At 41.1% G+C, this 17,110-nt stretch carries 12 protein-coding genes; 10 read left to right on the forward strand and 2 right to left on the reverse strand.

The annotated features are described in order from the left end of the window. Positions 1–201: 201 nt before the first annotated feature. Positions 202–1,041, forward strand: coding sequence for a YitT family protein (locus tag FFM57_RS03660; RefSeq protein WP_137599165.1), 840 nt, complete (start codon positions 202–204; stop codon positions 1,039–1,041). Positions 1,042–1,158: 117 nt separating this feature from the next. Here FFM57_RS03660 and FFM57_RS03665 read toward each other — a convergent pair whose 3' ends face one another. After that, a complete protein-coding gene (locus FFM57_RS03665; protein WP_137599166.1) occupies positions 1,159–2,046 on the reverse strand; it encodes a helix-turn-helix transcriptional regulator in 888 nt (295 codons plus the stop codon). Positions 2,047–2,203: 157 nt separating this feature from the next. On the opposite strand from FFM57_RS03665, the gene FFM57_RS03670 reads away from it, so the two are divergent. The 8 genes from FFM57_RS03670 (at position 2,204) to FFM57_RS03700 (ending at position 9,905) form a co-directional block, all read left to right on the forward strand. Continuing rightward, positions 2,204–3,082, forward strand: a complete 879-nt coding sequence (locus FFM57_RS03670; protein WP_137599167.1) for a sugar phosphate isomerase/epimerase family protein — start codon at positions 2,204–2,206, stop codon at positions 3,080–3,082. Further along, positions 3,082–4,242, forward strand: a complete 1,161-nt coding sequence (locus FFM57_RS03675) for a Gfo/Idh/MocA family protein (RefSeq protein ID WP_137599168.1) — start codon at positions 3,082–3,084, stop codon at positions 4,240–4,242. Before FFM57_RS03670 ends, FFM57_RS03675 begins: the two co-directional genes overlap by 1 nt. 18 nt (positions 4,243–4,260) lie before the next feature. Beyond that, on the forward strand, positions 4,261–5,265 hold the full coding sequence (locus FFM57_RS03680; RefSeq protein WP_137599169.1) for a Gfo/Idh/MocA family oxidoreductase: 1,005 nt from the start codon (positions 4,261–4,263) through the stop codon (positions 5,263–5,265). 64 nt (positions 5,266–5,329) lie between these two features. Continuing rightward, a complete protein-coding gene (locus tag FFM57_RS09920) occupies positions 5,330–5,545 on the forward strand; it encodes a hypothetical protein (RefSeq protein WP_212741486.1) in 216 nt (71 codons plus the stop codon). After that, a complete protein-coding gene (locus FFM57_RS03685; RefSeq protein WP_281275727.1) occupies positions 5,505–6,776 on the forward strand; it encodes a family 43 glycosylhydrolase in 1,272 nt (423 codons plus the stop codon). The genes FFM57_RS09920 and FFM57_RS03685 overlap by 41 nt, the downstream gene beginning before the upstream one ends. A 170-nt stretch (positions 6,777–6,946) precedes the next feature. Then, positions 6,947–7,264: a DMT family transporter gene (locus FFM57_RS03690; RefSeq protein WP_137599170.1), complete on the forward strand. Its 318-nt coding sequence runs from the start codon at positions 6,947–6,949 to the stop codon at positions 7,262–7,264. Positions 7,265–7,345: 81 nt separating this feature from the next. After that, entirely contained in the window at positions 7,346–7,840 is a 495-nt protein-coding gene (locus tag FFM57_RS03695) for a DUF6530 family protein (protein ID WP_246023385.1), read from the forward strand. 1 nt (position 7,841) lies between these two features. Beyond that, the gene (locus tag FFM57_RS03700; RefSeq protein ID WP_137599171.1) at positions 7,842–9,905 is read left to right on the forward strand and encodes an AAA family ATPase; all 2,064 of its coding nucleotides are present in this window, start codon (positions 7,842–7,844) and stop codon (positions 9,903–9,905) included. A gap of 52 nt (positions 9,906–9,957) precedes the next feature. Here the strand turns inward: FFM57_RS03700 and FFM57_RS03705 are convergent, their stop codons facing one another. Then, positions 9,958–10,257 carry a DUF3810 domain-containing protein gene (locus tag FFM57_RS03705; RefSeq protein ID WP_137599172.1) on the reverse strand — a complete coding sequence of 100 codons (300 nt, stop codon included), beginning with the start codon at positions 10,255–10,257 and terminating at the stop codon, positions 9,958–9,960. A gap of 426 nt (positions 10,258–10,683) precedes the next feature. Here FFM57_RS03705 and FFM57_RS03710 point away from each other — a divergent pair, with 426 nt between their 5' ends. Then, entirely contained in the window at positions 10,684–17,043 is a 6,360-nt protein-coding gene (locus FFM57_RS03710) for a Cna B-type domain-containing protein (protein ID WP_137599173.1), read from the forward strand. Positions 17,044–17,110: the final 67 nt, after the last annotated feature.

Below are 17,110 nucleotides of genomic sequence, written 5' to 3' on the forward strand. Positions count from 1 at the left end.
CGATTCAGCGAGCAATAAAACAGCATGCGCAAATATCAAAGAAGCCCTCGGATAATTATCCGAGGGTTTTCTTATTTGCGAACAAACGTTATCTGAAAGTCTCCTAAGAATTTAGCGCTTCTTTAAAGGACTATTTGTTGTGTGTTATGAAATTTGCTAAAATAAAAGAAGAACACCACAATTTTTTAACGGAGGTGCTCCATGAAAAAATTTACATTTAAAATTTTAAAAATTGCTTTGGCGTGTTTGCTTTTAGCTATTGCGATTAATTTATTTTTAGCGCCTCATGATATTGCGGCTGGTGGCGTCAGTGGGATTGGGATTTTGCTGGAAGCCACGCTACAAATTCCCCGCGCCTTAGTGGTGCTGGTGTTAAACGTCGTCATGTTGGTCTTGGCGTTATTCTTTTTAGGGAAGAAAGTTTTCTTTAACACGTTATACGGCAGTATTCTCTTTCCCTTTTTCTTGGAAATCGTTCCTGGGAAAATGGTTGCCAGTGATCGCTTGCTGTCGGTCATTGTAGGTAGTGCGATTTTTGCGGTGGGGGTAGCCACGTTGTATCAAACGAAAGCTTCTAGTGGTGGTACGACGATTCCGCCGCTGATTTTTGAAAAGTATTTCCACCTCAGCACTTCGATAGGGTTACTCTTGACTGATACGGTCATTGTTTTTGCCAGTTTGTACGTTTTTGGCTTTGAAGAATTTTTATTTGCGATTTTTTCCTTAGTAATTACTTCTATTGTAATGGCGTATATGGAAACCGGGTTTGATCGGAAGAAAGCGGTGATGATTTTCAGTCTTAATAACACCCAAGTGATTCGCCAAACCTTGTTGGAAAAATTCGATCGCAGCTTGACGATTTTTGATGCTCGCGGGGGTCAAGCCGATGAAGGTCGGGAAATGATTTTAATTATTGTTTCCGATAAAGAATATCTCCGCGTTAAAGAACTGGTTCACGCAGTAGATCCCACGACTTTTATGGTGGCCTACAATGTTTCTGATGTTAACGGGCGTGGCTTCACCTATCACCCGATTCAATAATAAAAAACTAGCAGTTCTCAGAAAAATTTTTTCTGGGAGCTGCTAATTTTTTTGTCGAAAGCAACCACAAATACGAAAGAGAAAACAGGGAACAAGAAGGCCGAGGCGCTTTAGCTATCAAAGGTTTAAGAAAGGTGTTTTGTTTATTTTTTTTTGGTATTGCTTGGGGGTAATCTGAAATTCCTTTTTAAAAGCTCTAATAAAATAGGAAGTATCAACAAAACCGCATTGTAGTGCCGCGTTACTGATGGTTTCATTTTGAGCGATATATTTTTTTGCCAATAGGAGTCTTCTTTTTAAAATATATGCATGCAAAGTGACGCCGGTATAATTTTTAAATTCCCGCGATAAGTGTCCCCGGCTGACGTATAAATTTTGAGCTAAATCTTGTACGGTAAAAGGTTCAGCGATATTTTCTTGAATATACTCGAAAGTAGCTTTAATTAATGGAGAGGTAACCGTTACAAGCGGTTTATCTAATAATTCTTCTTGGTCAATCAAGGTTTGATTTAAAAAAATGAGTAATTCTAACATCGTGCAAAGAGCCAAGGTATCTTTGCCATAGCTTTTATCTCTTTGCAGTCTTTCAAGTTGCCGGAGATAAGGGAGGATGTCTTCTAAAGAAGTTTGAATTAAATGACTATGGTGCCCGTCGATGGATGAAAAACAATAATCTAAGGGTGTTTGTACACTGTTATATTTTTTTAATAGGGAAGGATCCAAATAGATGAAAACACGATGGTATTTAGTGATGTTATTTAAAATGGCTTGATGAATATCATGATGATGAATCAACAAGGTATTCCCTGCCGTAAGGTGGTAGCGGGCGGTTTCAACAAAAAAATCCACTTCTCCTTCAATTAAAAAAAATAATTCATGGAATTCGTGATAATGATTTTCTGGGTGAAAATCGACACCGTCAATAGCTTCATTTTTTTGATAATGGAGATCAAAATTTGCTGAGAGGATACTATCATTCGACTTTTTAGAAAGTATTTTATTCATGGGCGCTCCTATTTTTTTTGCAACATGTGACTTCACTAGAATAATAGCACAAAAGTCCTATTTTTTGTTCACTTTGGGGATTTAGTTTAATATTTTGTTACTTTACAATGGTCTTATTAAAGCGCTTAACTAAAAATAAAAAGGAGCATTATGGATAATGAAAAATAATTTTACGATTACAGGCTTTGCTGACGAAATTAGTGGCGATTTGGCTACACAAATTCGTGTGTTAAAAGAAAATAAAATCAGTCATCTTGAATTACGAGCTATTGCTGGTAAAAACGTTAGTGATTTCACGCTTGAGGAAGCGGAGCATTACGTTGACATCTTAAATGAAAATCAAATCAAAGTGTCAAGTATCGGTTCGCCAATTGGAAAAATTGGGATTGAAGATGATTTTGCAGCGCATCTAGAAAAATTCAAACATGTATTAGCGATTGCGCGTATTTTTAAAGCGCCTTACATTCGGATGTTCAGCTTCTTTATGGAAAATGAAAAAAATCCTGACGATTACAAAGACAAAGTTGTAGCACGGTGGCAACAATTTTTAGCCAGTGCTAAAGCCTATCCTGAAATCACTCTTTTGCATGAAAATGAAAAAGGTATTTATGGTGATACCCCTGAACGTTGTGCAGCACTACTGGAAGCTTTAAATGACGATCAAGTGAAAGTCGCCTTTGACCCAGCGAATTTTGTTCAATGTGAAGTGGAAGTTTATCCTCACGCTTTTGACATGTTAAAAGAAAAAATCGCGTATTTGCATATCAAAGATGCGCTTTATGCTAACCACAAAGTAACGCCAGCGGGTCTCGGGGATGGTAAAGTTGCAGACGTCTTAAAAGGATTAGTAGTCCAAAATTTTGAAGGCTTTGCGTCTTTAGAACCACATTTATCGATTTTTGATGGCTTTGCTCAATTGGAAAAAGAAAATGTTTCAATTGAACCAAGCGACTCTGATGGTGAAAAATTATTTACTGTGGCTAGTAACGCTTTGAAAAAAATTCTTGTTGAAGAGATGGATCAGGAGTGGAAATAATGGAAAAAGTTAGAATTGCAATCATTGGGGTTGGGAATATTGGGAATCTTCATGCCGGATACTTGTCCAACAACGAAATTAAAGGAGCAGAGTTAGTAGCCTTTTGCGACATTAATCCCGATAAATTGGTGGTGGCTAAACGTAAATACGGTGAAAATTATAAATTTTATGACTCTGTCCAACAAGTACTAGCTGATGAAGCAATTGATGCGGTTATCATTTCAACGCCACATTATGATCATCCAGTCATCGCCATGGCTGCTTTAAAAGCAGGCAAACACGTCTTAAGCGAAAAACCAGCGGGTGTTTACACGAAAAAAGTCCGCGAGTTAATCGAAGAGTCCAAAAAGTATCCTGAATTGACGTTTGCTTTGATGTATAATCAACGAATGAATCCTACTTACCGAAAAGCTAAAGAGCTAGTCGAAGCAGGTGAAATTGGTGAACTGCGCCGCACTAACTGGATTATTACCAATTGGTATCGTTCGCAAAGTTATTATAATTCAGGGGGTTGGCGCGCAACTTGGGCCGGTGAAGGCGGCGGCGTGCTACTTAATCAAGATCCACATCAATTGGATTTATGGCAGTGGATTTGCGGCATGCCAAAACGAGTGATGGGTTTTGCTTACTTTGGAAAACTCCGCGATGTGGAAGTTGAAACGGACGTTACAGCTTACGTGGAGTATGCAAATGGAGCTACCGGTGTTTTTGTAACAACGACGACGGAGACTCCAGGAACCAATCGTTTTGAAATCGTTGGCTCAAAAGGAAAAATCGTCATTGAAGATAATCAATTAAAATTCTGGCAAACTCGTGTGGATGAAGCAGAATGGAATGCCACTTATGAAGGCGGCTTTGGAGAACCAGAAGTCTGGGAAATCAAAGTGCCAACAACCTTTGATAGCGCCAGCGGTCATTCAAAAGTTGTTCAAAATTTTGTGAATAATATTTTGACTGGCGAAGAATTGAAATCACCAGGGGTTGAAGGCATTAATGGCTTAATGATTTCAAATGCGATTCACTTATCTGCTTGGCAAGAACGTTGGGTTGATTTGCCAATTGATGAAGATTTATTCTTTGAAGAGCTGCAAAAAAGAATTGCAACGTCAAAACTGAAAACGGTAGAAGAAAAAGTTTTAGATACGGAAAATACCTATTAATTACAAAGAAGGGATAAGATGATTCGTTTTGGAATAATCGGCTGTGGTGCGATTTCTAATACCCACGCTTCAGCGATTGCACAGCTGGATGGTGCGATGTTTGGCGCGTGTTGTGATATCAACGTGACACGCGGTCAAGCTTTTGCTCAGAAAAATAATTGTCGCTTTTACGATGATTATCACGCCCTTTTGGCTGATAAAACGTTGGATGCCGTCATCATTGCAACGCCACATTATTTACATGCGACAATGAGCTTGGCAAGTTTGGCAGCAGGTAAACACGTCTTGTGTGAAAAACCAATGGCCACCACGAAAGAAGATGCAGCTGCTTTAGCGATTGCCGTTGAAAAAAGTAAAAAAGTCTACGCGGTTTGTTTCCAAAATAGATTTAATCCACCTTTTATTAAGTTGAAAAAAATGATTGAGCAAAATAAGTTTGGTAACTTAAACGGTGTGAAGTGTGAACTGACTTGGCATCGGGATCAGGCCTATTATGCAGCTGCTGACTGGAAAGGTTCTTTAGTCCAAGAAGGCGGTGGTGTTTTAATTAATCAAGGGATTCATACGCTTGATGCCATTACTTGGTTTATTGCTCCTCTTGATAAAATTAAAGGGAAAATTATGACTAGCTTACTGGAAGATGTCATTGAAGTTGAGGATGCAGCGATGGCCACCGGCTTAATCGGTGAGATTCCGATTGTCATTCATGCTTCTAACAATTTTTCTTCCAGCCCTTCGCCAACTATTACTTTTGATTTTGAAAAATCATCGATTGTGTTATCCATGGAAACCTTGATGATTGATGGTCAAGTAGTCGATATTCAAAGCATCACCCAATCTGCTGAGCATAAGGCACAGTGGGGGGACAGTCATAAGCGTTTAATTGAAGCATTTTGTCATCGGCTTAATGGACAATACGCTTTGAATGATGAGTATTTACCGGGATTGGACGCGCGGTACGCTCTGGCTATCATTTGGGGAATCTATGATTCCAATCAGCTGAACCGCTGGGTTACTTTATGATAAATTAGTAGGGGATAGGTATATTAATAGTACTGTCAATGTGTAGAATTTAAGGAGGTTAACGATGAAAAAACAAGGATTTAATCCTTATATGCCCTCGTGGGAATATGTTCCAGATGGAGAGCCCCACGTGTTTGGGGACAGAGTATATGTGTATGGCTCTCATGATCGGTTTAACGGCTATGCTTATTGCTTAAATGATTATATTTGCTATTCTGCTTCAGTGAATGATTTGACTGATTGGCAATACGAAGGGGTCATTTTCAAAAAAAACAGATGATCCAGAAAATAGAGATGGGGATATGTGCTTATTTGCTCCGGATGTTACACAAGGGCCAGATGGCAGATACTACCTATATTATGTTTTAAGTCATGCGCCAATTGTCTCCGTTGCTGTTTGCGATACGCCTGCAGGAAAATACGAATTTTATGGCTATGTAAAGTATCCTGATGGAACGCGTTTAGGGGAAGCTGCGACAGATGAGCCACAATTTGATCCCGGCGTTTTAACGGAAGAAAAGCGGGTCTATCTTTATACCGGATTTTCCATGCCGCATGACAAAACCAGACACGGTGCGATGGTGACCGAACTAGAAGAAGATATGCTCACGGTGAAGACTAATCCTGAGTACATTGTACCAAGTAAACCTTATGGGGAAGGAACGGGCTATGAAGGTCATGAATTTTTTGAAGCTTCTTCCATTCGCAAAGTAGGCGATACGTATTACTTTGTGTACTCCTCTGTTGTCAATCATGAATTATGTTATGCGACAAGCAAGTTTCCAAATCGTGATTTTGTCTATCGCGGAGTTATTGTAAGCAACAATGATTCACATATTGATACTTACAAACCAGCAACGATGACGACGGCGTACGGTGGAAACAACCACGGAGGAATTGAAAAAATTAATGGCGCATGGTACATTTTTTATCATCGCCATACGAATGGTACAAACTTCAGCCGGCAAGGGTTAATAGAACCCATCACTATTTTGGCGGATGGCACGATTCCGCAAGTAGAGATGACTTCTTGTGGCCCTAATAATGGTCCTTTACGAGGGGAAGGAACATATCCTGCTTATATTGCTTGTAATTTATTCGGTGCCACTCCTGAAGCTACTGTAGGTGCCCCAGGCGATTTCATGGACGCACGTTTTCCACGGATTACCCAAGAAGGGCGCGATGGCGATCAAGAGCCAGGTTATATTTCAAATCTTCGCAAGGGAACAGTCATGGGCTTTAAATATTTTGATTGTCAAAATACGGTCTTAAAAAGTTTGACAACGCGGGGATCTAATTTAACGAATATTGAAATTGCCACAGCATGGGATGGGAAAGCAATAGCTACAGTTAATTTAGCTGGGAGTACTGAATGGCGGACACATGACGTGAACGTATTGCTACCAGACGGTGTACAAGCAATTTATATTCGCTACAATGGCTTAGGAAGATTATCCTTAAAAGAATTTACCCTAGAAAAAGTTACAATTGATAATCCAGCAACAAATTAATCTACAAAAAGCTGCTGTCTTCTTAAAATTTCCGAGTTGACTCACCAAAAATCTTGTGCTATCTTAATGCACAAGGTAATCATTCTGCCGCCGGGCAGCACCGCGTTTTCATCCTTTAGGCTAAATAGGATGAAGGCGCGGTGTTTTTTATTTTAAGGAGAGAAAAAAAGATGGCATGGTTTTACTTAGTAGTAGCGGGGATTTTTGAAGTAGTATGGGCGACTTTTATGAAGATGAGTGACGGTTTCCGTAAGCCCAGTATGACCACTTTAACCATTATCGGGATGGTTATTAGTTTTATTTGTTTGGCAAAAGCGACGCACCGTTTGCCTATGAGTATTGCCTATCCTTTATGGACGGGAATTGGTGCAGTGGGGAGTGTGGTGATTGGCGTTACTTTCTTTGGTGATCGTTTGAGTGGCAGCACTTGGTTTTTTGTCGGAGTACTTTTAATCGGTATTATCGGACTAAAAATTACTAGTCATTAAATAAAGCTTACTTTGGGACTCTACGCAACGTGGATTGTTTTTTCGCCGACCCGCCCCCATAATAAAGGCGAGGTGAATATAATGGAAGAAAATAAATCAACAATAAATCCCATGAATCAGGAAACGGTGATTGCCGTGCCAGATTATCAACAAGTGGACGGTCGTAACGCCTACGCTTCCGCGATTACGGAAATTACCCTAGGCACACCGAAGCTTGCCGTCAATCAAAAAATGGAAATCGCTGCTCAAATTTGGCAAAAGGATGCTGACGGCCAGCCAACTTTAGCGCTGGAACTACCGGTGCACCAAGTGTTGGACTTAGGGATTATCGTGACCCAAACCATGTTACATTTTAAAGAAGCTTATCGTTTTCCTAAAATGTATCCGGAAAATCAACCAGTTTTGGCGCGAGTAGGACTGCAAGGAAGTGCCATGACGGTGCAAGTCAATGAAGAGAATCCTGAGGTGGTAGCGGACTTGAAAAAATTTGATCAAGCGTTAGCGAATTTAGGCGAGTTGACGGGTGAGCGTTTACGGGTCTTAACCCGCCTAATCAATGAATTGGCGGAGTATTAAGATGAGGGCACCTTATCTGCTTGATCCGACCCGCCAATTGACGGCCACCGAAGAAGCGCTCCTGTGGCATAAGCCGGCGACCCATATTACTAGTGCATACGAGACCCGCATTTGTCACGAGGTGCAGCGCAACTGGCACCATCCAGAGTTGAAAATCACTAATATTTTACTGGAAGGAGACGCAGGTTCTGGTAAGACGCAGCTAGCCAAAGCTTTAGCTGCTGACTTCGGTTTGCCCTACACGAAAATTACTTGCTTTGCCGATATGGATAAGTCCGACGTGTTGGGGGCGCTTTTGCCTGTCGTTGACGAAGCGGACGCCACCAGTACGGGTCCAGTGCGCTATACTTATTATCCCTCCGAAATCGTCCAAGCTTTTGAAAATGGCTGGCTTTTGGAAATTCAAGAGCCCACCATGATTCGTGATGCCGCCGTCTTGATGGCTTTAAATGCGGCATTGGAAGCAGAAGGCACGCTTAATTTACCCACCCGTATTGTAAAACGGCATCCAGATTTTATCGCCGTCATTACCACTAATCGCGGCTACAATGGCTGTCGACCTTTAAATGAAGCGTTGCGGGATCGGATGCAACACAGTGAAAAAATGGATTTGCCGCCGCAAGAGGTGATGATGGCCCGAGGGAAAGCCAAGACGGGTTGTACGGATGAGGCAGTACTGTCGGTGCTAGCAGAAAGTATTATGGTCTTGGATCAAACGGCTAAAGCTAATGGAATTAAAGGTGCGGCCGGTATGCGTTCCTACTTTTTCTGGTTGGACGCGGTCTTTAATGGCGCTTCGGCTGCCACCAGTATCTATCAGAAAGTACTTTATAAAATGACCACCGATCCCACTGAGCTTGCTATTTTAATTGCCGCCCTTACCAAGCAAGGTCTCATGACACAATTAGCCGAACTTACGGAACAAGCACCATCCCAGCCTCAGACTCAAACGCCCGTTGCAACGGACACGGAAGTGCTTGATGTTCATGTGGCAACTGATGGCACGTTTGCGGCAACGGAAACGGAAGCGACTCATCCTAACGCCTTGCGTTTGCGGCGCGCCGCCGACAGTACAGGGCACACGGAAACCACTAGCGCCAGTACTAGCGCCCAAACCCAAAGCAGCGAAAACGGTACAGATGGCTCGCCTATTTACCACGAGTTAACGAGTCCGATAACGTTGGCTGATGCGGAAAAAACATTGCGGAAAACCTTGAATCAAGAGGCGCGGGCTAGTGTTAAAGGGAGCATCCATGAAAAAACAAAACTAGTGGTGCACCGCATTAGTGCTACGCCGAAAGAAAAGGCGGCGTATAACAAAGAAGCTCGCGTCTTGCGACCGGTGATTCAAGAATTAATCCAGCGCACCCAGCCGCTACTGGTCCACGAGACTACTAATGAATTGCGGGGCGGCCAACTTTACGGCAATACCTTTCAAGCAGCACGTGTCGCCACACCAGACTTGCACTACTTTGCTCGCAAAACACCGCCAACCGAAAATCCAACCTTGGCGGTGACTCTACGCATCGATGAATCGGCCTCCATGTCAGCTTTTGGGCGCATCACCGCGGCGCAAAAAGCAGCGCTTGCTCTTTATGAATTTTGTCACGCTTGCGGGATTCCCATCATGATTTATGGGGACACGGCTGACCGTACGCGCCTGGAACAAATGTCCATTTACGCTTACGTGGACTTTGCGAGCCAAAATCCAGATGAAAAATATGCTTTAATGCATATCCAACCTCGCAGTAATAATCGTGACGGCATGGCCTTACGCATTTTATCCCAACGGCTATTGCAAATGCCCCAAACTACTAAACTATTAATCAGCTTAAGTGACGGTCAACCTAAAGCCTTACCGGACTACGCGGGAGCGCGGGCGATTGCCGATATGCAGACCATTTTGGCAGAATTTCGTCACCAAGGCATTACCTATCTCGCTTGTGCCATTGGCCAAGACCAAGAAGTAATTAGCCAGATTTACGGCAGTGAAAACACTATCGACCTGACAGATTTACAAACCTTGCCGCAACGTTTAGTGCAAATCATCGCCAACTATTTATAAACAGCAAAAAAGAGTTGCCTCCAACCGAGACAGCTCTTTTTCTTTGACTAAATTATGCAGCTTTAACTTCTTTTTTCTCCCGACCAAGCACTGCTTGTGCGATTGTTAAGACGCCAAGGATGCCTAGTACTAGGTAGATGAAGCTTGAGTATTGGGTAATGCCCCAGCCCCATGTCCGATAAAAGACTAAGAGAATCGCTAAAACGATAGCGGCTAAAACATTGAAAAAGGCAAAGGCCCATAAATTTCCATTTTCTTTCCGAGAAAGATAAAAAATAGTGAACCACAGGCTTAAGACGGCCCAGGCCAAGCAAACCAAGATTACCGCCCAATAAATAAAGAAGGGTACCAACTTTTTCACCTCGCTTTTATTTCTACGTTCACAGTTTAACAGACTTTCTCTTTTTTGTCATGAAACAGTCGTCAAAGACGAGGACTTTTTCACAAAAAAATTTGCTGTAACTAAAAAATCTGAGGGGTAAGATATTACCACGAAAAAAGTTGGATTTTTTACAGAAAACTTCCCGTAAATGGGAAGAAACAGGTTGAATTTACATAGCAGTGTGAGCTAAAATAAAGGCTGTGAAATAACGAACATTTTTTAATATCAAAACAGGAGGGGCAAAGTTCACAAAATAATCATTGCCCCCAGAAAAATGTTCGTGGACGAGATAATGGAAACTTAAGCAGCGGTGTTAGGAAGGAGCAGCTTTTAAGATGAGCCGCTAAGGAATGGGAGACAAAATAAAATCTTTTTAAAGGACGATGAAAGAAACAAATGAGGGACAAAGAAAAGCTTTCAACCAGAATATTTTCTTTATTAACCGTAATTATTACATTGCTACCTTTTGTACAATACTTAGCACAAGGGGTAACCGTTGTAGCTGAAGAAGCAGCTAAAGCTAAAACGATAGAATTATTTAAGCTGCCAGCAGGAACTGCAACTGCAGCTTATCAGCGTACCGAAGACGGAAAAATTGATTGGACAATTCAATTGACCAAAACAACGACGACAACAAGCCAAGTAGGCTTTCAACTAACAGCCGGCACTGAAAAAATCGAGCCAACCGCTGTCAAAACAACGCCTGCTAACTTGTTTAGTTATCAAAAAGAAACGCATGCTTTGGTGGAAAATGTCGCCAGTCAAGTGCCAGAACAAGTAGCCTTGACCTTTACCATACCGGCTAAAGATGCCGTAACGTTTACTTCTAGCTGGAACGAAACGCAAGGGGATGGGACGGTGAAAAATTTACTGGCAGCAGCAAAGCCGGTAACTATCGACACTAAAGCCGCTAAGGTGGCAACGTCTGCGACAACGAGCACTACTTCTACCGCGACTAACGATAGTACAACCACTGCGACTGCTGCAAAAAGCGTTGAAGAAAGTACAGTTAGTACGGTAAGTCCTTCCACGACAGAAAGTACAACCACCACATCTGATTCAACAACGACAACTGAAGAAATTACAGATAACGCTGTAAAATTGCTGAGTCCACCGACAAAGTCAGCAAAAAATATTACAAGTTACGGTGTAGAGACAATTTTTTCTGATGTAGTAATTTTAGATAAAGATGGGAACCCGTTATTAAAAGATACGACTATTTCTGACGGACAAGACATTTCTTTAGAATATACTTGGGATATCCCTGAAGAAATTCGGACACAAATTCATGCAGGCGATTATTTTGACTTTGATTTACCTGCACAGTTCAAAGTTCAAGTAGAAAAAGGTCAACTTTTATCAGGGCAGCTAAAAGATGCGCAAGGAACTGTTTTTGGGAATTTTACGATTACCGAAGACGGAAAAGTGCATATTGTTTTTGAAAAAGCAATCGAAGATCACTCTGATGTTCATGGTGATTTTTATATTTCAGGTCAAGCTGTAAAAGGGGAAAACGATAACCCAGGAAATAATGATCTAACGATTCCTTTTGTCGACAATGATGAAATTGAGATTCCTAAAATAAATATTCCCAAAGAAAAAGTCTTGAAAAAAGAAGTTTCTGGTCAGACGTCACCTGCTGATGAGCAGAATCAAGGAACGATTACTTGGAAGATTACAGTTAACGAAGCTAAATTAAAGTTAAATGGTGCTTCACTCAAAGACGCTTTACCACAAGGGATAACTTTTACTAAGTTAGCTAAAGTGGAAAAAAATGGTGTAGAAGTCCCGGTTAGCGATTATGGCTATGTTAAATCTGAACAGCCAGATTTAGTATTGTCAGTTCCTGATGGCAATGACACCTACACCTTTTATCTAGAAACCAATGTGAACTTTAATGATCAATCCCTAGTAAGTGACCCCACTAAAGAAATTGTAAACCAAGCTACTTTGTCTCAAAATGGTTGGGATGATCTTACTGTGGATGCTGCTACACGCTTTGGTTATGAATCTAAATTAGAAAAAACAGCCGGCTCAAATCAAGAGATAAAAAATGGTATCGCACCATGGCATTTGAAATTTACTAAAACAGGAGTGAATTTACCAGCGGGGACCACTTTTACTGAAACCATGACTAATGGGCAAGTTTTCGCCAAAGAAGATGGTACTGAGCTCACGAAGGCGGATGAAATTGGCGAATATCTTTCTGCACAAAGTGGTCTTAATATTAAAGTCGAAATTACCGATACAGCCGGCCAATATAAATTAATTTTTCCTGATGGCGTTTCATCAGACTTTGACTTTACTTATTACACCAAAATAGCCGCAGAATTTGGAACCGAATATAAAAACACTATCGACTGGAACGACCAACATCCAGGTGGTTCCTATACGTTAAAGAAGCACCAATTTACTAAAACTGGTGGCGAAGTGAAAGATGGAAAAATTAATTGGACAGTTAATTTCACTGTCAATGATGAACCATTAGCTAAAGATACGACGATTACCGACACCATGGACCGTAACCAAGTGTTGCTAGATGATTCAGGTAACGAATTGGTCTTTGAAAATGGTAAAGCTACATTCAGCGAAAGTCCTAAAATTGAGATTGAAAAAGGTACTACGGATGCTGATGGCAAAACAACGTACACCTGGCACTTTCTTGACGAAGTTACCAATGACTTTACGATTAATTATCAAACGAGTACTCCAGATTCTAATCTTTCCTCCGGTGCGTTTACTAATACGTTAAATGGTGATGGGATTGACGGCAATGGAATTGGTCATGTTACTACTAATCAGCCAAGCTTTGATAAGGAACGCCTACACTTTGATAACTTAAATGAAACAAAAGAATTAGCAGGGCAAGCGCAGTGGCAATTAATCGCCAATCCTGAACATTATGCGATTGAAGGTTGGTCTTTTGCCGATACCTTAACGGGCAGTTCATTTGGGAAAGATGACACCATTACCGTTTATGCCTTGGATGCAGGAGAAACAGCTGATGATTTAACTAAAGCAGAAAAATTGGTTAAAGATACAGATTATACTCTGACTGAAACTGAAGACGCTAAGAGTTTTACGATTCAAAGTAAAGACAACAGTAAAACTACGCAAGAAATTGTAGTGGTTTACACATCAAGCTATCAAGTCAAAGCAGATGAATATGACCATAAAGTTCATAATAGCGCAACCTTTACTTATAATTTGGGAAATAATCCTCAAACGGATACTAAAGGAACGAATGATTTTAATCCTCACGAAGATCTCCGCAAAGAAATTGGTGGGTCGAAAGAGGGAGCATATGACCTTGCCAATAAGCAAGTAAATTGGAAGATTGTTGTTAATAATGGCCAGGTTGCTTTAGGAGAGAATGGTATTTTAACTGACCCAATTCCTGCTGGGGTTACCTATGATGAAGCTAAAGCCAACTTTACAAGCACGACCTTGGATGAACAAGGTGCAGAAATTGCTGGCAAGTTAACAGCTGAGTTAGTGGAAGCTGGCGCAACAAAAACATTCTTTGGAGAAGAAGTTAACGGCGGCGATAATGGTGTCTTGGTAGTTACCGGCTTTGCCAAAGATAGCACGGCGCCATATACAATTACCTTTAGTACACAGCTTAAGGAAACTACGACTTTGCCAACAGGGAAAGTAACTAACACCGCTACTTACCACGATGATAATGTTAAACCTAAAGATTTAACCGGTACGGCGGATTATACTAAGGTAGATAGTTATATCAGTAAGACTGCCAATGTAGCATCTGGGACCGAAAAGAACGATGGCGACACCGTAGATTATACGATTGAAGTTAACAAGGACAAGTTGCCTTTGCAAAATGTTAAACTTGTTGACGAACGGACAAACTTAAATGTTATCAAAGAATCATTAGCAGTTTATGAAGTAACCGACGAAGGTAACGAAGAAAAAGTTGCGGCTTCTCGATATTATGTTAGCTTCCAAGAACAACAAATGGTCATTTACTTAAGTGATGAAGATGTTGTGATGGGTGCTGATGGTAAAGTTGACACTAGTGTGATGCGACCAATTACTAAGCATTATCGTATTTCCTACCAAGGAACTGTAATCTATAATAAGGAAAATGCTAAAGCCACCAACAAAGTAACAATTACAGGAGATAATGTTGACAAGTCGATACCTAGTAAAGACGTAGATATTAAAATTAAAACTCTGGTTACAGGAGGAAATACTGAGTGGACTACCGGTAGCTTAACCTTCAAAAAAGTTGATGCTAGCAATCATGGCAAAGTACTAGCAGGTGCGGTATTTACCCTTTACCGTGGAGCAGTTTCCGAAAATACCATTGTAGCTTCAGATAAAGTAACGGATAATGTGGGCTTGGTAACCTTTAATAATTTAACGTACGGTACTTATGTTTTACAAGAAGATACCGCACCAGTAGGTTACGCTAAAGCAAATAAAACTTGGACTTTTGAAGTTACTAAAGATAAAGTGGCAGCTACCTATGAGGTCGAAAATACACCAACGGGAGCTTTAAAGTTAATTAAAGAAGATACTAATGGTCGGCCCTTAAAAGGCGCAGTTTTCCAATTGCTACAAAACGATACCGATGAGATTGTAACTACCGATGCGAATGGTAAAAACCTTCCCGCTGAATATACAACAAATGAGAATGGCGAGATTAGCGTAGATAATTTACTACCTGGGAAGTACAAATGGCATGAAGTGAGTGCGCCAACGGGTTACCTGATAACTAATGCCAATCCAACTGTAGAAGTAGGATCTGGAGAAGAAACGGCGACAACGGTGAAAAACGTCGAAGCCACCGCTCTTTCTGGTGATAAAATTTGGGATGACCTTCTAGAGGATACTCACGGATTAATTCCAGATCAAGTAACATTAAATCTACAATCTCGTATTGCAGACAGTAAAGATGAATGGCAAAATGTTACGAACGAAGAGGGCGCCGCGGTTACCACAGAAGTCACCGCCGACAATTGGCACTATGAATTTTCAGACCTTCCACTTTACGACAAAGATAATAATAAGTTAGAATATCGCGTTACAGATGACATTCCTGGTTTCACGCCGAAAGTAACGGATAAAACCAACTTATTAAACAAACTAAAGACAACGCAGATTCACGTGAAAAAGGTTTGGGATGACGTAAATAACTACTATCAAACTCGTCCTGATGAGTTAAAGGCCACCTTGATGGTTAAAAATGGTGACGATTGGCAGACATTCTTCGATGCTTTTGGTCTTGAAAAAACAGCTACTTTAACAAAAACTAGTGATCAAAATATTTGGGTAGCTGACTTTGATAACTTGCCAATTTACGATGCTGCCGGCAACGAAATTACTTATGCAGTTAAAGAAGAATTAAGTAATGGCAACACCTATACGACAACGCCGGATGGTCAAGTAGTGGCCAATGGGGAAAATGCTGAACTACAAAATAATTTAGCCAAAACACAAATTACCGTTACCAAAGATTGGGTCGACTTTGATGATCACTTTAACTTGCGTCCAAGTCAAATTACCTTTGAATTATCCGCAACTAATGAGGCTGGCGTTACTACCTCAGTGACAACACCAGATAATCCGTCAGGAGAATTTACCCTGCAAGCTGCTGATTATACTAAAGGGTATACCATTACTGATTTGCCAGCATATGACAAAGAGGGTAGCAAGTTAACCTACACTGTCACAGAAACAAATATTAAGAAAAATTACCAACAAACTCCTGCATACAAGGTGGAGGATGGAACTTTAAATATCACCAATACTTTAATCACCACGGAAGTTTCTGGTGAAAAAGAATGGTCCGACTTTGATAATCAATTTACCAGTCGACCAGAAAAAGTAACGGTGCAACTTTACCAAAACGGCAATAAAGTTGAAGGTTACGAATTACAAACTACCGCCAACAATAATTGGAGTTACACCTTCAGAAACTTACCTAAAGTAGATGAAGAAGGAAAAGACTATATCTACACTGTTAAAGAAGTAAACGTCCCTGCTAACTACACCGCCGCAGCTGAAGACATGAACGTTACCAACACTTTGGTTACCACAGAAGTCAGCGGCGAAAAATCTTGGATCGACTTTGACAATCAATTTAACAGTCGCCCTGCAAATGTCACGGTTCAACTTTATCAAAACGGTGACAAGTTAGACGGCTTCACTGCCGACACCACCGCAGCGGCTAATTGGCAATATACCTTCACCGATTTACCTAAGCTTGATGCGGAAGGTCAAGAATACGTCTATACCGTTGAAGAAGTAGACGTTCCAGCTAACTACACTGCAGTAGCCAAGGACATGAACGTCACCAATACTTTAATCACCACCGAAATTTCTGGTACCAAGACGTGGAATGATCAAGATGATCAAGATGGCTTGCGGCCAACAAAAATTACCGTTACGCTTTATCAAAATGGCACAGCTTTCCAAACACAAGAGGTTGCGGCTAAAGACAACTGGCAATATACCTTTAGTAATTTGCCAAAACTTGCGCCTAATGGTGAAGCTTATGTCTACACAATTGGTGAAGCTAATGTACCTGATGGGTACACGGTAGCTGTTGCTGGGTATGATTTAACGAATACTCACACACCAGAAACACCACCGACACCTCCAAGACCTGGTTTACCACGTACCGGTTTACCACAAACCAGTGACACGATTCAAAGCGGCCTTTCCATTTTAGGTGCTTTAGTGTTAGTTGCTGTAGCCTTGTGGTTCTGGCGGAGACGGCAAGCAAAATAATTTAGCTAAAGAGAGGTCCCCTAAAAGGCCTCTCTTTTATTGTCCAGTAAAGGGAGCTTATTGATAC

The sequence above is a fragment of the Enterococcus nangangensis genome (genome assembly GCF_005405245.1).
Taxonomy (GTDB): domain Bacteria; phylum Bacillota; class Bacilli; order Lactobacillales; family Enterococcaceae; genus Enterococcus_J; species Enterococcus_J nangangensis.

What these genes read in the sequence shown, in the direction of transcription:
- FFM57_RS03660 (WP_137599165.1), top strand. Translation starts at nt 202, where the DNA reads ATGAAAAAATTTACATTTAAAATTTTAAAAATTGCTTTGGCGTGTTTG.
- FFM57_RS03665 (WP_137599166.1), bottom strand. Translation starts at nt 2,046, where the DNA reads ATGAATAAAATACTTTCTAAAAAGTCGAATGATAGTATCCTCTCAGCA.
- FFM57_RS03670 (WP_137599167.1), top strand. Translation starts at nt 2,204, where the DNA reads ATGAAAAATAATTTTACGATTACAGGCTTTGCTGACGAAATTAGTGGC.
- FFM57_RS03675 (WP_137599168.1), top strand. Translation starts at nt 3,082, where the DNA reads ATGGAAAAAGTTAGAATTGCAATCATTGGGGTTGGGAATATTGGGAAT.
- FFM57_RS03680 (WP_137599169.1), top strand. Translation starts at nt 4,261, where the DNA reads ATGATTCGTTTTGGAATAATCGGCTGTGGTGCGATTTCTAATACCCAC.
- FFM57_RS09920 (WP_212741486.1), top strand. Translation starts at nt 5,330, where the DNA reads ATGAAAAAACAAGGATTTAATCCTTATATGCCCTCGTGGGAATATGTT.
- FFM57_RS03690 (WP_137599170.1), top strand. Translation starts at nt 6,947, where the DNA reads ATGGCATGGTTTTACTTAGTAGTAGCGGGGATTTTTGAAGTAGTATGG.
- FFM57_RS03695 (WP_246023385.1), top strand. Translation starts at nt 7,346, where the DNA reads ATGGAAGAAAATAAATCAACAATAAATCCCATGAATCAGGAAACGGTG.
- FFM57_RS03700 (WP_137599171.1), top strand. Translation starts at nt 7,842, where the DNA reads ATGAGGGCACCTTATCTGCTTGATCCGACCCGCCAATTGACGGCCACC.
- FFM57_RS03710 (WP_137599173.1), top strand. Translation starts at nt 10,684, where the DNA reads ATGAGGGACAAAGAAAAGCTTTCAACCAGAATATTTTCTTTATTAACC.